Annotated in this window: 11 protein-coding genes; 4 read left to right on the top strand and 7 right to left on the bottom strand. The window is 67.3% G+C overall.

Annotation, left to right across the window (positions count from 1 at the left end; all coding sequences use genetic code 11):
• Positions 1-108: 108 nt before the first annotated feature.
• Complete coding sequence (locus ABE464_RS15140; RefSeq protein WP_346472636.1) at positions 109-1,722, bottom strand: alpha-glucosidase; 1,614 nt, start codon at positions 1,720-1,722, stop codon at positions 109-111.
• Positions 1,723-2,036: 314 nt separating this feature from the next.
• Here ABE464_RS15140 and ABE464_RS15135 point away from each other — a divergent pair, with 314 nt between their 5' ends.
• Positions 2,037-3,035: a polyprenyl synthetase family protein gene (locus tag ABE464_RS15135; protein ID WP_346472635.1), complete on the top strand. Its 999-nt coding sequence runs from the start codon at positions 2,037-2,039 to the stop codon at positions 3,033-3,035.
• Between the two features lie 75 nt (positions 3,036-3,110).
• On the opposite strand, the gene ABE464_RS15130 is transcribed toward ABE464_RS15135, so the two are convergent.
• Positions 3,111-3,905 carry a dienelactone hydrolase family protein gene (locus tag ABE464_RS15130; RefSeq protein ID WP_346472634.1) on the bottom strand — a complete coding sequence of 265 codons (795 nt, stop codon included), beginning with the start codon at positions 3,903-3,905 and terminating at the stop codon, positions 3,111-3,113.
• A 182-nt stretch (positions 3,906-4,087) separates the two neighbouring features.
• On the opposite strand from ABE464_RS15130, the gene ABE464_RS15125 reads away from it, so the two are divergent.
• Entirely contained in the window at positions 4,088-4,684 is a 597-nt protein-coding gene (locus ABE464_RS15125) for an SMI1/KNR4 family protein (RefSeq protein ID WP_346472633.1), read from the top strand.
• A 127-nt stretch (positions 4,685-4,811) separates the two neighbouring features.
• Here ABE464_RS15125 and murD read toward each other — a convergent pair whose 3' ends face one another.
• From murD to ABE464_RS15110, 3 genes are read right to left on the bottom strand one after another with little or no spacing between them, the layout of a single operon-like run.
• Complete coding sequence (murD, locus tag ABE464_RS15120; RefSeq protein ID WP_346472632.1) at positions 4,812-6,221, bottom strand: UDP-N-acetylmuramoyl-L-alanine--D-glutamate ligase; 1,410 nt, start codon at positions 6,219-6,221, stop codon at positions 4,812-4,814.
• On the bottom strand, positions 6,202-7,554 hold the full coding sequence (murL, locus tag ABE464_RS15115) for a UDP-N-acetyl-alpha-D-muramoyl-L-alanyl-L-glutamate epimerase (RefSeq protein ID WP_346472631.1): 1,353 nt from the start codon (positions 7,552-7,554) through the stop codon (positions 6,202-6,204). Before murL ends, murD begins: the two co-directional genes overlap by 20 nt.
• Positions 7,555-7,586: 32 nt before the next feature.
• Positions 7,587-10,190, bottom strand: a complete 2,604-nt coding sequence (locus ABE464_RS15110) for a bifunctional aspartate kinase/diaminopimelate decarboxylase (RefSeq protein WP_346472630.1) — start codon at positions 10,188-10,190, stop codon at positions 7,587-7,589.
• A gap of 150 nt (positions 10,191-10,340) precedes the next feature.
• On the opposite strand from ABE464_RS15110, the gene ABE464_RS15105 reads away from it, so the two are divergent.
• Complete coding sequence (locus tag ABE464_RS15105; RefSeq protein WP_346472629.1) at positions 10,341-11,216, top strand: PhzF family phenazine biosynthesis protein; 876 nt, start codon at positions 10,341-10,343, stop codon at positions 11,214-11,216.
• Between the two features lie 15 nt (positions 11,217-11,231).
• Here ABE464_RS15105 and ABE464_RS15100 read toward each other — a convergent pair whose 3' ends face one another.
• Positions 11,232-12,905: an amidohydrolase gene (locus ABE464_RS15100; RefSeq protein WP_346472628.1), complete on the bottom strand. Its 1,674-nt coding sequence runs from the start codon at positions 12,903-12,905 to the stop codon at positions 11,232-11,234.
• A gap of 85 nt (positions 12,906-12,990) precedes the next feature.
• Entirely contained in the window at positions 12,991-13,425 is a 435-nt protein-coding gene (locus ABE464_RS15095; RefSeq protein WP_176990800.1) for an OsmC family protein, read from the bottom strand.
• Between the two features lie 364 nt (positions 13,426-13,789).
• On the opposite strand from ABE464_RS15095, the gene ABE464_RS15090 reads away from it, so the two are divergent.
• Positions 13,790-14,188: an HU family DNA-binding protein gene (locus ABE464_RS15090; protein WP_019185677.1), complete on the top strand. Its 399-nt coding sequence runs from the start codon at positions 13,790-13,792 to the stop codon at positions 14,186-14,188.
• Positions 14,189-14,222: the final 34 nt, after the last annotated feature.

The following is a 14,222-nucleotide window of genomic DNA, read 5'->3' as shown; positions in this document are numbered from 1 at the left end:
GTTGCTGTAGCTGTAGCTGTAGCTGTTGACGTGCCCCAACGCACGAACGCAGGACAAAAAAAGGGCGAGGCACCCGGCCCCGCCCTCTCAATACCACCGGAAATCGAATCAGCCGCGTCGCGCGCAATACATCGACTGCGCCGGCAACACCAGCTCACTACCAACAACCCCGCCCGCATCCGGACCAGGCACCTGCACCGCCTGCCACTCCCCCACCGGCAGCCCAACACGGACAGTCTCAGCCGACAGATTGAACGCCAACAGCAACGTCTCCTCCCCGTGCACCCGCTCGAACATCAACACCGGCTCGGCGCACGCAAGAAAACGGATATCGCCCACCAACAGCGTCGGCATCGTCCGCCGCCATGCCAGGAACTGACGGAACGCGTTCAACACCGAATGCGGATCGTGTTCCTGCGACGCCACCGACGCGGCCTGATGCTCCGCCGGAATCGGCAACCACGGCTCACCCGTCGTGAAGCCCGCGTTCGGCGCATCCAGCCATGGCATCGGCGTACGGCAGCCGTCGCGGCCCTTGAAGTTCGGCCAGAACGTGATGCCGTACGGGTCCTGCAGCGCCTCGAACGGCACGTCCGCCTCGCCCAGCCCCAGCTCCTCGCCCTGATACAGGCAGATCGACCCGCGCAGCGAGCACAGCATCGCCACCAGCATGCGCGCCAGGCGCGGCTGTGCCGGATGACCGCCCCAGCGCGTTACCGCGCGCTCCACATCGTGGTTGGAGATCGCCCAGCACGGCCAGCCTTCGGTCATCGTCGCTTCCAGCCGCGACACGGTGTCGCGGATGTAACCGGCGCTGAAATCCTTCACCAGCAGCTCGAAGCTGTAGCCCATGTGCAGGCGGCCCGGCGCGGTGTATTCGGCCGTGGTTGCCAGCGAGTCTTCCGCGGAAATTTCCCCCAGGCTGACCGATCCCGGGTACGCGTCCAGCAGAACGCGCAACTGCTCGATGAAGCCGATGTTCTCCGGCTGCGTGTTGTTGTAGTAGTGGTACTGGTAGGCGTACGGATTGTCCGCGCTGAAGCCACGACCGAGGCGCTTTTCCAGCGGCTTGGCTGGATTGTCACGCAGCTGTGCATCGTGGAAACAGAAGTTGATGGAATCCAGGCGGAAACCATCCACACCACGGTCGAGCCAGAACCGCACGTAATCCAAGGTGGCCTGCTGCACTGCCGGGTTGTGGAAGTTCAGGTCGGGCTGGTCGGCCAGGAAGTTGTGCAGGAAATACTGCTCTCGCCGCGGCTCCCACTGCCAGGCCACGCCCCCGAAGATCGACATCCAGTTGTTGGGCGGGGTGCCGTCCTCGCGCGGATCGGCCCACACGTACCAGTCCGCCTTGGGATTGGTGCGGTCCTGCCGGCTCTCCTGGAACCAGGCATGGTCGATCGAGGTATGGCTGAACACCTGGTCGATCATGACCTTCAGACCCAGCGCATGCGCCTTGGCCAGCAGCTGGTCGAAATCGGCCAGCGTGCCGAACAGCGGGTCGACGTCGCGGTGGTCGGCGATGTCATAGCCGAAGTCGGCCATCGGCGATTTGAAGAATGGCGACACCCAGATCGCGTCCACGCCGAGTGCGGCCACATAGTCCAGGCGCTCGATGATGCCGGGCAGGTCGCCCACGCCATCGCCGTTGGCGTCCAGGAAACTGCGCGGGTAGATCTGATAGATGACGGCACCGCGCCACCATGGAGACTGCGACATTGGGGCCCCCCTTCGGGCTTCCACGGCACCCGCGAGGGGGCCAGAAACGAACCCGACAAGCTTAGCTGGGCGCCTCCAGCGGTGGGGTTGCATGCATACGTATTCACGCCGGATGGCGGCGCCTCCCCCAAGCCGGACACCCCATCGTGCCGGGCAATACCCGCCACGCGCCCGGGCGCGAGGGTCGAGGTCGCCGTGATCATCTCCCCTGTCCCCATGCCTGTCGCCCCCTTGCCCACGCGACAGCGGCGTCTTCGCGGGCGGAATACGACGGCACCGCCTATAATTCCGCCCAAGCCTGAAAGTCAGACCGCATGACCATCACCGAAGACACCCGCCCCGCGCTGGGCCTGCCCCAGATCCAGACGCTCGCCGCGCCCGACATGGACGCCGTCGATGCGCTGATTCGTCGCCGACTGTCCTCGGATGTCGTGCTGATCAACCAGATCGCCGACCACATCATCTCGGCCGGCGGCAAGCGCCTGCGGCCGATGCTGGTGATGCTGGCCGGCCACGCGGTCGGCCAGGCCGGCCCGGAACACCACCAGCTGGCAGCGATCATCGAGTTCATCCATACCTCGACCCTGCTGCACGACGACGTGGTGGACGAATCCAGCCTGCGCCGCGGCCGCAGCACCGCCAATGCGCTGTGGGGCAATGCCCCGAGCGTCCTGGTCGGCGATTTCCTGTACTCGCGCAGCTTCCAGCTGATGGTTGAACTGGACCGCATGCCGGTCATGCGAATCCTCGCCGACACCACCAACCGGATCGCCGAGGGTGAGGTGCTGCAGTTGCTGCATGTCCACAACCCGGACACGGACGAGGCCGCGTACCTGCGCGTGATCGAGCGCAAGACCGCGGTGCTGTTCGCGGCTGGCACCCGTCTGGGCGCGCTGGCCAGCGGCGTGGACGAAGCCACCCAGCAGGCGCTGTACGACTACGGCATGGCGTTGGGCTACGCGTTCCAGATCGCCGACGACGTGCTGGACTACTCGGCCAATGCCGAAGAGCTGGGCAAAAACCTGGGCGATGACCTCGCCGAGGGCAAGGCCACGCTGCCGCTGATCCACGCGATGGCGCATTCCAATGCCACCACCCGCGAGCGCCTGCGCGAGATCGTGCAGAACGGCGACGCCGAGGCGATGCCCGAGGTGCTGGCGGCCATCCACGCCACCGGCGGGCTGGAATACAGCCGCGCCCGTGCCGAGGAGTATGCCGATGCCGCCGAGCGTGCGCTCGACGGCCTGGCCGACAACGATGCCGTGGCCGCCCTGCGCGGGCTGGCCCGTTACGCGGTGCAGCGCTCGCATTGATTGGAGGCGTGCCGACCCACGGTCGGCAGCTACCGCGATGTGTAGGTACCGACCGTTGGTCGGTACCCCGAACGCTCAGCGCGTCTCGAACCGTTCGTCGAAGAACTCGTCCAGCGCCTTCCACGCGCGCTTGGCCGCGCGTTCGTTGTACTGGCATCCCGGCGGACTGTTCGCGTCCGACTCGGCAAAGCAGTGCACCGCGCCGCTGTAGTTGGTGAACTCCCAGTCGACCTTGGCCGCGTTCATCTCCTGCTCGAAGCTGGCGATGTCGTCCTTGCTGACGCTCTTGTCGTCGGCGCCATTGAGCACCAGTACGGCCGGATGCGCCCCACCGGCCTTGGCCGGCAGCGGCGAGCTCAGCCCACCGTGCAGACTGACAACACCGGCCAGCGCCGCACCAGCGCGGGCCATCTCCAGCACCGTGGTGCCGCCGAAGCAGAACCCCACCGCGCCGATCCGGCTCGCATCCAGTGGTGCCTTGCCAGCCTGCGCCTTGAGCACCTCGATCGCCTTGAGCGCACGCGCCCGCAGCACGGGGCGGTCATTGCGCAGCTTGGTCGCCACCGGCCCGGCCTCGGCATCGGTCTTCGGGCGCACACCCTTGCCGTACACATCGGCCACCAGCACCACGTAGTCATCGCCGGCCAGCTGCTTGGCCTTGGCGATGGCCGAGTCGTTGACCCCCTTCCAGTTGGGCACCATCACCAGGCCCGGGCGTTTGTCGTTGTCACTGTCGTCGTAGACCAGCACCCCGCTGAAGGTCGTGCCCTCCTGGGTCCACTCCACCGGCTTGGCCTGCATCGCCGCCAGCGCGGGCAGCGCCGTCATGCCCAACAGCACCGCCGCACCCCACCGCCATTGCCTGTTCATGCGTCTGCTCCCGACAGAAAGAGCCCTGAGTGTATGACGGCCGGTTGACGGGACCGTGTAGAAACACCGAGTCGACGCGGCCCCCCATAACCTGGCAGGCCGGCCGCGCCCGACCTCATCTGGATTAACTACCTCCGTCCCTGTTATGGCAGGCTGGCCGCCCCCAATGTATGGAACAGCGCATGAGCCTTGTCGACCGCTTCCTGTCCGGCCTGGTGCCGCGCCTGCCCGATGACGATGCGCGGATGTGGGCCTGGGTCGAAGGGGCGAGTGCGGGCGATCTGGCCCGCCTGCGCGAGCGCTGGCCACAGGTGCCCGAGAGCCTGCTCGCGCTGCTTGCGCGGGTGGATGGCACGCATTTCCGCACGTATCCCAGTGGCGATGTCGTGGTGCTGATGCTGGGCTCGGATGTCGAGGAGGGGCATTACCCCTACTACCTGCGTTCAGTGGAACAGGCCTTCGAAGACAGCGCGCAGTGGGATGACAGCATCCGCTCGATCTACGAGGAATGGCTGGAGGAAGACCCCGAGATCCTCGGCGAGGGCATCGATGCGGATCTGCCGATGGGCAAGCGCCTGTGCTTCTCGCACTGCATGAACAATGGCGGCACCTCGATGCTGTATCTGGATTTCGATCCCGCACCCGGTGGCACGGTCGGCCAGGTGGTGCGCTACCTGCACGACCCGGACAGCTACCGGGTGATCGCGCCCAGTTTCGATGCGTACCTGCAGCAGCTCATCGACGGGGATTACGCGTTCATCGATGAAGAAGAAGCCTGATGCCTGCATCACCGGCGTCACCAGGGTGGATGAAGTACCCCGCCTCGCCCCGCGGTAGCCACGCCATGCGTGGCTGCAGCATCGATGCCAACAGCAGCCACGCATTGCGTGGCGCTACATCGACAGATCAGGCAATCCCGATGCCCGGAATCGCGGTGATCTGGTCCGGATCAAAGCCGGCCAGTTCGGCGAAGTGGCGGCCACGGGCGACATAGTCGCGGTACACGCCATAGCTCGGCGCCCCGGGCGAGAGCAGCAGCACCCCGCCCTGCCCGCCGAGCGCGGCCTGCGCCAGCCGCATGGCCTCGGGCAGGTCGGCAGCGGCATGCAGACCGAAGCGGCCGGCATCGGCCAGCGGCTGCAGCAGCGCGTGGATGCGCGGGCCGTTGGCGCCCATGGTGACGATCTCCACCGGCGGCACGTCGTGGGCCATGTGCGCGACGAAGTCGTGCCAGTCCAGGCCACGATCATGGCCGCCCACCAGCAGCGCGATGCGGCGACCGGCGAAGCATTCCAGCGCCGCCAGGCTTGCGTGCGGCGTGGTGCTGATCGAATCGTTGACGAAGGTGATGCCCTCGCGCACACCGATGGTCTGCAGGCGGTTGGGCAGCGGGCGGAAGGCCTGCACCGCCGGGGCCAGGGCCACCGCGTCCAGGCCCAGCGCCTCGATCGCCGCCAGCACCGCGCACAGGTTGCCGCGGTTGTGTCGGCCGGGCAGCGGCGTGTGTGAGGTGTCGAACACGGCCTGCTCGCCGCGATGCACGACATCGCCGCGCATATGCCAGCCCAGCGGCTGGTTGAACCAGATGACCTCGCTCTCCGGCAGCGACAACGCTGCCAGGTGCGGGTCGGCCGCATTGAGCACCGCGATCCGCGGCGCGGCCCCGGTGACCAGCTGCAGCTTGTCGTCGATGTAGCGTGCTTCGCTGCCGTGCCAATCCAGGTGCTCGGGGAACAGGTTCAGCACGATGGCGACCTGCGGGTGCGCGCCACTGCGCGCGACCTCGCCGGTCTGATAGCTGGACAGTTCCACCGCCCAGTACTGCGGCGCCGGGTGCGGGGCCAGCACTTCCAGCAGCGGCAGGCCGATGTTGCCGATCAGCCCGGTGCGCGCACCCGAGGCGCGCAACAGATGCGCCAGCAGCGCCGTGGTGGTGCTCTTGCCCTTGGTGCCGGTCACGCACACCGTGTCGTGCACGATGCCGTCGGCAGCGGCGTGCTCGGCGAACCACAGCGAGGTGCCGCCAATGAACTGCGTGCCCTGCGTGGTGGCGTGCAACGCAGCGTCCCCATATGGGCTGATGCCCGGCGACTTGATCACCACCTCGAACGCGGCCAGGGCCTCGCCGGTGACATCCGAACGGACCGTCAGCGCCCCCTGGGTTTCCTCACGGGCGCCAGCGGCCTCGGCCTCCGGGCAGAACAGGGTCAGCGGCAGCGACGGCAGCCGCTGCTGCAGGACGCGAAACGCGGCGCGCCCCTCGCGTCCCCATCCCCATAACGCAACGCGCTTGCCTTCAAGCTGCGAAATTCGCACGCAGACGCTCCCAGATCGCCGGCGGAATGCGGTGTTCGCCTTCCAGTGCCAGCAGCGGTTCAATCTGCAGTTCGTTGGCATCCAGCTGCGGGCGGATGTCGTGGGTGAAACGCTTCACCAGCGCATCTTCGTTCCACTCCGGGCGCGCGGCCAGGGTCGCCATCGCCGCGCGCGATTCGCGGCCTTCGCCCACGCACTCGAACGGCTTGTGGTCCTGGAATTCCAGCAGCGCATCGAAGCCCGGCGCCTGCTCGATATCGTCGAGCAGGTTGCGGCCGAAGATGCCGACCAGGCGCATCTTGGGCATGAACGGGGCCAGCGCGAGGAACACGAAGTGGCACTTCGGGCAGACGCCGCACCAGCGGTTTACCGGGCGCTCGCCCAGGATATGGAAGTTGCGGTTGCAGCTGGAGAAATGCGCGTCGTAGAAGTCGCTCTTGGCAAACTGTCGCGCCACCGCCAGCTCCGAGAGCGGACGCAGCAGCGAGTAATAGTGCAGGTCCGCCGCGACGTGCTGCTCCAGATGCTCGCCGAAGGCCTGTTCGAACGCCCAGCCCTTCGACCACTGGTGGTTGACCTCGCCGGTGCCCGGAATCTGGCTGCCATAGCTGGCCGAGCGTTCGTTGGAGAACACCACCTGGTCCACGCCCTGCAGCAGCGCGGCCAGCACCATGATCGCCGAGTTCACCGCGGTGACCGGAATATGGCCGTTCCAGGCGCCCTGGCGGTTGAGTTCGAACAGCTCCGGGGCCAGCGTGCGGCCGATGTTGAGGATCGGCAGGCCGGTGCGCTCGGCGCAGGCACGGATCAGCTGCGAACCCCCAATCCACGTGACCGTTTCGGCAATACCCAGGCTGCGCAGCGCTTCAATGCTGACCAGCGAATCCTTGCCGCCGCCGATGGCGACCAGCGCGTGTTCGCGCAGGCCCAGCGCCGGTGCGGCGAAGGCCTCGCCTTCCACAGGGAGACGGAAGCGGCCACGCAGGTTCAGGCCATTTCGGTAGGCGAATTCGCCCAGGCCGTTGAGGTAGACCGTCTCCACCAGCGCGGCGGTGGCCGCATCGATCGAATAGTTGTCGATGCGCACCTGCTCGGGCACGCCGGCCTTGTAGTAGCTCACGCCGGCGATCAGGTGCAGCAGGCGCAGGGCGCGCTGGACTGCCTCGGCGCGGTCACCCTCGAGCACGAACGGCGCGCCCGGGATGGTCACCGTCTCGATCAGCTCCGGGCCGTCATCGAAGGCGTAGACCAGCTGCGCCACGCCGGTGTCCGCGGCGAAGTCGCAGCGGACGAAGCGGAAAACGGCAACCTGGTGTTTATCAAAAGCAGTCATGGTGTATCCGGTTTGAAAGGCGGCAGCAGCGGTCAAGGACCATCATCGATGACGTCCTCGCGCGGCAGCTCGCGCTGGTTGTAGGTGTTGGCCATGACGTAGCCATACGCGCCCGCGTCGGCGATCAGCATCACATCGTCCGGCGCGGTCGAGGCCGGCAGGCGGCGGCGCTTGCCGAACACATCGCTGGATTCGCAGATCGGCCCGACCACATCGAACATCACTTCGGAATAGCCACTCAGGCGGCTGAGGTTCTCGATGTCGTGCCAGGCGTCGTACAGCGCCGGGCGCATCAGCGTGTTCATGCCCGCATCCAGACCGACCCGGCGGATGCCGTCCTTCTCCACCACCTGGGTGGCACGCGCCAGCAATACGCCGGACTCGGCCACCAGGTAACGACCCGGCTCGATCGCCAGGCGGAATGCCGGGTGCACGGCCTTCACTTCGGCCAGGCCGACGGCCCAGGCCTCCAGATCGAACGGCTCGTCGTCGGCGCTGTAGGGAATGGGCAGGCCACCACCGATGTCGATGGTTTCAATGCTGCCGATGCGGCGAGCAAACCCGGCCAGTTCATCGCACATCAGGCGCCAGTGCTGCGCGGTTTCCACGCCGCTGCCCAGGTGCGCATGCAGGCCGACCACGCGGGTGCCCAACTCACCGGCGATGCGGACGAACTCATCCACGCGCGCGATCGGTAGGCCGAACTTGGAGTCCTTGCCACCGGTGCGGACCTTGGCATGGTGGCCTTCGCCACGGCCCAGATCCACGCGCAGCCACAGCTCGCGGTTGCTGAACAGTTCCGGCCAGCGCTGCAGGGCTTCCACATTGTCCAGCGTGACCGTGACGCCCAGCGCGAACGCGGCATCGTACTCGGCATGCGGTGCAAAGCTGGGGGTGAACAGCACGCGCTTGGGCGACAGCGTCGGCAACGTGTTGAACACGTGCTTGAGCTCGCCGTGCGAGACGCACTCCAGGCCGAAACCTTCCTGCTCCAGTACTTCCAGGATGGCCGGGTGCGAGTTGGCCTTGATCGCGTAGTAGCGCTGGTCGATCGCCTTGATCGCGGTCAGCGCGCGCGCACGCGCCCGCACCGTCGGCAGGTTGTACACGTAACGCGGCGTACCGGCCTGGGCGAGCGTCAGCAGATGCTCGCGCTGGCCCCGCCACCAGGCGGTTTCGCGCGGGCGGATGGTGCCGGCGATTTCACGCCAGCGCGGGCCGAACACCTCGCCCTCTTCCACCGGCATCGCACCGCTGTCGATCAGCTCGGCGTGCAGGATCGGCAGCAGGCCGTCCGCGTCCGCCTCGTCGATGACGAAGGTCAGGTTCAAGTCGTTGGACGACTGCGAAATCATGTGCACGCGTTCGCGGCCGAAGGTGGCCCACACGTCCGAGAGCTTGTGCAGCAGCGAGCGCATGCCGCGGCCGACCAGAGTGATCGCGGCGCACGGCACGATGATCTTGACCTTGCAGATCTGCGACAGATCGGCCGACAGCGCGGCCAGCACATCGGTGCTGACCAGGTTTTCGGACGGGTCCAGCGAGACGGTCACGTTGGTTTCGGCCGAACCGATCAGATCGACGGAGAGGCCATGCTTCTTGAACAGCCCGAACACGTCGGCCAGGAAGCCGACCTGCTGCCACATGCCGATGCCTTCCATCGAGACCAGCACGATGCCGTTGCGGCGGCTGATCGCCTTCACGCCCGGCACCGCCGCGGCATTGCCATCGATGCTGGTGCCCGGCAGCTCGGGGCGCTCGGTATCCAGGATCGCCATCGGCACGCCGGCATCGCGGCACGGCTTGATCGAACGCGGGTGCAGCACCTTGGCGCCGGTCGTCGCGATTTCCTGCGCCTCGTAATAGTCCAGGCGGGTCAGCAGGCGCGCGTCCGGTACGTCCTTCGGGTTGGCGCTGAACATGCCCGGCACATCGGTCCAGATCTCCACGCGGCTGGCACCCAGCAGCGCACCGAAGTACGCCGCCGAGGTATCCGAACCACCCCGGCCCAGGATCGCGGTACCGCCATCGGCATGACGCGAGATGAAGCCCTGGGTGATCAGCATGCGGGTCGGCTGGGCGCGGAAACGTGCCGCCCAGTCGGCCTCGGCACGCCACTGGCAGTTCACCGACAGGCGCTGCGACCACTCGCTCTGGCTGGGCTGCGGCGGCAGTGCATCCAGCCACTCGCGCGCATCCATCCAGCCGAAATCCAGGCCGCTGGCGCGCAGGTAGGCCGCACCGACGGTCGAGGACAATAGTTCGCCCTGGCCCAGCACCTCGGCCTGCCACTCCAGCGGCCGACCGGCGGCACGCGGATCGTCCAGCAGCCCGGTCAGCGCGTCCAGACGGACGTCCAGCGCGGTGGCGTCCAGCTCCAGCTCGGTCAGGAACGTGCGGTGCCGCGCGACCAGGGCAGCGACACGGTCGCGGCTGTCGGCGGCGCCATCGGCGATCGCGGTGAGTTCATTGGTCACCCCGGACAGCGCCGATACCACCACCAGCACGCGCGAGCCCGTTTCTTCCGCCCGTTTTTTCGCCAGCTTGCCGATGGTATCCCAGCGGTGACGACGCGACACGGAGGTGCCGCCGAACTTCAGTACGATCCAGCGATCGACAAGGGGGGAAGCTGACATGGAGGTGGAGGTTTGGGTAGTGAGGGGAATCGCCCGGCACGCCGGGCCGAACCCCCGATTCTATGCCAAGCCTGCCCATTGCAGGGGCCGGGCCCGCAATGCGGCCCCGGTTGGTAAGCTGCCCGCCCGTTTTTCGTTGAGCGCATCGCCATGACCTCCCGTCGTTTCCTGCAGCTGGATGTGTTCTCGCCCTACCCCGGCGCCGGCAACCCATTGGCCGTGGTGCTCGATGCACAGGGCCTGGACGAGACGGCGATGCAGGCCATCGCCCGCTGGACCCGGCTGCCGGAGACCACCTTCGTGTTTCCCCCGCAGACGCCCGGTGCCAGCTACGGGATCCGCATGTTCAGCCCGCAGAAGGAAGTCCCGTTCGCTGGCCATCCCAGCGTGGGCACCGCCCATGCCGTGCTGGAGCTGGGCGTGGCCGCGCCGGTCGAGGGCATGCTGGTCCAGGACGGCATTGCCGGCGCCCTGCCGCTGCGCGTGGACGGCAGAGGAGACGCCCGCACCATTGCGATCCGTACTCCGCGCGCCGCCGAGGCCGAAGTGACCCGCGCCGACGACCCGCGCCTGCAGGCCGCGCTGGTGGGCTGGCCGCTGGGCAGCCTGCCACCGGCGCGCATGGCCGGTGGCCGCAGTTGGTGGGTGGTCGAGCTGGCCGATGAAGCCGCGCTGCGCGCACTCACCCCGGACTGGGAGGCCGTGGCAACGCTGGCCGAATCCACCGACAGCATGGGCGTGTTCGCTTATGCACGCAGCCAGGGCCAGGCCTGGGACCTGGCCGTGCGCGCCTTCGTCGGCAACGGCCGTCGCTTTGAAGATGCCGCTTCCGGGGCGGCCAACGCCGTGCTGGCCGCCTGGCTGGACAGCCGCGACGCGCTGCCCGGCAACGCGGGCAGCTACGTCGTCAGCCAGGGCCGCGAAGTGGGCCACGATGCGCGCCTGACCCTGCGCATCGATGACCATGGCGATGTCTGGTCTGGCGGCCAGGTGCAGACCGTCATCCGCGGCACGCTGGACTGGTGATCCCGGCGCGGCATGTCAACGTGCCGCGTCGTATACCGGTGCGCCATCGACCCAGGTCGAGCGCACCTGCAGATCGGCCAGCCCGGCCGGCGCGACGCTGAGCGGATCGCGGTCGAGCACCACGAAATCCGCGCGCAGCCCGGGCTGTAACCGGCCAACCTGGGCCTCGTCATGGCCCGCCCATGCTGCATCGGCGGTGAACCCCCGCAGTGCTTCAGCCGCCGTCAGGCGCTGATCGGGCTGCCAGCCACCCGGCGGCTGGCCGCCACGGTCCTGGCGGGTGACCGCGGCATACAGGCCCAGGCGGGGATCCACCTGCTCCACCGGGAAGTCCGAGCCGAGCGCAAGCCGGGCACCGGAGCCGAGCATCCGCCGCCACGCATACGCACCGAGGATGCGCTCGGGGCCGACCCGATCCTGCGCCCAGCCCATGTCCGAGGTGGCGTGGGTGGGTTGCATCGAGGCGATCACGCCGAGGTGGGCGAAGCGCGGAATGTCCTCCAGCGCGACCACCTGCGCATGTTCGATCCGCCAGCGATGATCGCTGCGGCGACGCTCGCCCAGCACCTTGGCATAGGTGTCCAGCGCGATCCGGTTGCCGCGATCGCCGATCGCGTGGGTGGCGACCTGGACATGACAGGTATCGGCCTTGCGCACCGCCGTTTCAAAATCGGCCGGCGACGTCACCAGCAAGCCGCGGTTGTGCGGGTCGTCGCTGTAGTCGGCCAGCAGCGCGGCGCCGCGGCTGCCCAGCGCGCCATCCATGAACAGCTTGACCCCACGCATTTCAAGGCGGCCACCGGCATGCTGGTACGCGCCCTGTGCACACAGATCGGCCAGGGCATCGCCATTGCCATCGGCGTACGCATCGATACGCAGCGGCAGCTTGCCGGCATCGGCGAAGCGACGCATCAGGGCCAGATCGGCGCGTGATACGCCCATGTCGTGCACACCGGTCAGGCCTTGGCTGACCGCTTTATCCAGCGCGCGGGCCAGCATCTGCTCGCGTGCAGCATCACTCGGCACCGGGATGGCGGCCTGCACGAGGGTCATCGCTTCATCGACGAACACCCCGCTCGGCTGTCCCTTGGCATCGCGCACGATGCGCCCGCCCGCCGGCTGCCAGCTGCCCTTCAACGCGCGTTGGCCGGGCTGCCGTGCGACCGCGCGCAGTGCCGCGCTGTTGCCCCAGCCGGCATGACCATCGATGCGGCCCAGCCAGACCGGTCGGTCCGGGAACGCCGCGTCGAGGTCGGCCACGGTCGGAAATTGCTTGTCCGGCCAGCGATTCTGGTCCCAGCCGCTGCCGAGCAGCCAGCCCTCGGGATTGTCGGCCGCAAAGCGCTGCAGTCGCGCCACGATGTCCTGGGGGCCGGTTGCACCGGTGAGATCGGCCTGCATCAAGGTGCCGCCGAGGAACATCAGATGTGCATGGGCGTCGATCAGGCCCGGAATGACGGTCGCCTCACCGACGTCGGTCAGCGCCGCCAGTGGATACAGCGCCAGCATCGCCTGCCTGTCGCCCACGGCAAGCACGCGCCCGGTGTCGGTATCCCAGGCCAGCGCGGTAGCGGCAGGTGCTTCGGGGTCGCCCGTGTGGATGGTCGCTGCGGTCAGCAGGCGGACATCGGCCTGTGCGGTGCCGGCCAGCAGACAGGCCATCAGGGCGGCAAGAGCGGTCGGACGCATGCAGATACCCCACAACAGGAAAGCGGCGACTATGCAGCCGCCGCTTTCCCATCACAATCTGCTGTGCACCAATCGCGGGCGCGGATCAGCCGGCCAGCTCAGCCTCGAGCGTGATCGGTACCGCACTGAGCGCCTTGGACACCGGGCAGTTCTGCTTGGCGTCATCGGCGATGGCGCGGAACTGGGTGGCCTCGATGTTCGGCACCACCGCCTTCACCTTCAACGTGATCTGCGACAGCTGCGGCCCACCTTCCATCGAGAGATCGACCTTGGCTTCGGTATCCAGCGAGGTCGGCACGAAACCGGCTTCGGTGAGCTTGGCCGACAGCGCCATGGTGAAGCAGCCGGCGTGTGCGGCAGCGATCAGTTCTTCGGGGTTGGTGCCCTTCTCATCGCCGAAGCGGCTGCTGAAGGCATAGCGGGTTTTGTCCATCAAGCCGCTCTGGGGCGTGCTCAATTGTCCCTTGCCTGTCTTGAGGTCACCTTCCCAATGCGCGGTGGCATGACGCGAAATACCCATCGTGGATCTCCTGCGGCGTGAATGACCAGGCCAGCCTAGACGGCGCCGCGTTAGCACCGTGTCTGGCTGCCGTCAGCTCAGTGGCAGGTGATGCTCCCAGCTGAATCGGCCATCAAGATGGATGCTGTTTTCAAGTGGTTTTCGTGCGACAGTCGGGGTGCGACGGTCCATGACCGATGGCCTCCGCCGCGAGGGCGGACCCTGTTTTTTGGCTATGACCTGATGCACTGCGGTAACGAGGGGCGTGGAAATCACGAATTTTTATGCGTTTGCCTATTGGCGGCGCCCCATAGTTGCCCTACATTTCGCTTGCCGACGGGGTTCGGCGCGACCAAACAACCAACCGTTCACGGAACAGGAAACCATGGCAAAGACCGCTAAGAAGGCTGCCCCGAAGAAGGCAGTAAAGAAAGTCGCTACGAAGGCAGCCGCGAAGCCGGCCGCTCCCAAGCCGATCAAGGAAGTGCTGAGCAAGTCTGGTCTGGTTGCACACATCGTTGAAGCGTCCGGCGTTGTCGCCAAGGACGTGCGCGCCGTGCTCGCCTCGCTGGAAGGCGCCGTCGCCGCTTCGGTGCACAAGAAGGGCGCTGGCAGCTTCACCCTGCCGGGCCTGCTGAAGATCTCCACCGTCAGCGTGCCGGCCAAGCCGAAGCGCAAGGGCATCAATCCGTTCACGAAGGAAGAGCAGTGGTTCGCCGCCAAGCCGGCGTCCACCAAGCTGAAGGTGCGTCCGCTCAAGAAGCTCAAGGACGCCGCGCTCTAATCTGCGCGCTTCCTGCAGCACCTGAACGGGACGG

It is taken from the genome of Stenotrophomonas sp. TWI587, assembly GCF_039674145.1.
In the GTDB taxonomy this organism is placed as follows: Bacteria; Pseudomonadota; Gammaproteobacteria; order Xanthomonadales; family Xanthomonadaceae; genus Stenotrophomonas; species Stenotrophomonas maltophilia_AY.
The sequence above is the reverse complement of the archived record's forward strand: the minus strand, read 5'-3'. Positions and strand labels throughout refer to the sequence as shown.

What these genes read in the sequence shown, in the direction of transcription:
- ABE464_RS15140 (WP_346472636.1), bottom strand. Translation starts at nt 1,722, where the DNA reads ATGTCGCAGTCTCCATGGTGGCGCGGTGCCGTCATCTATCAGATCTAC.
- ABE464_RS15110 (WP_346472630.1), bottom strand. Translation starts at nt 10,190, where the DNA reads ATGTCAGCTTCCCCCCTTGTCGATCGCTGGATCGTACTGAAGTTCGGC.
- ABE464_RS15095 (WP_176990800.1), bottom strand. Translation starts at nt 13,425, where the DNA reads ATGGGTATTTCGCGTCATGCCACCGCGCATTGGGAAGGTGACCTCAAG.
- ABE464_RS15090 (WP_019185677.1), top strand. Translation starts at nt 13,790, where the DNA reads ATGGCAAAGACCGCTAAGAAGGCTGCCCCGAAGAAGGCAGTAAAGAAA.
- ABE464_RS15105 (WP_346472629.1), top strand. Translation starts at nt 10,341, where the DNA reads ATGACCTCCCGTCGTTTCCTGCAGCTGGATGTGTTCTCGCCCTACCCC.
- ABE464_RS15125 (WP_346472633.1), top strand. Translation starts at nt 4,088, where the DNA reads ATGAGCCTTGTCGACCGCTTCCTGTCCGGCCTGGTGCCGCGCCTGCCC.
- ABE464_RS15100 (WP_346472628.1), bottom strand. Translation starts at nt 12,905, where the DNA reads ATGCGTCCGACCGCTCTTGCCGCCCTGATGGCCTGTCTGCTGGCCGGC.
- ABE464_RS15130 (WP_346472634.1), bottom strand. Translation starts at nt 3,905, where the DNA reads ATGAACAGGCAATGGCGGTGGGGTGCGGCGGTGCTGTTGGGCATGACG.
- ABE464_RS15135 (WP_346472635.1), top strand. Translation starts at nt 2,037, where the DNA reads ATGACCATCACCGAAGACACCCGCCCCGCGCTGGGCCTGCCCCAGATC.
- murL (WP_346472631.1), bottom strand. Translation starts at nt 7,554, where the DNA reads ATGACTGCTTTTGATAAACACCAGGTTGCCGTTTTCCGCTTCGTCCGC.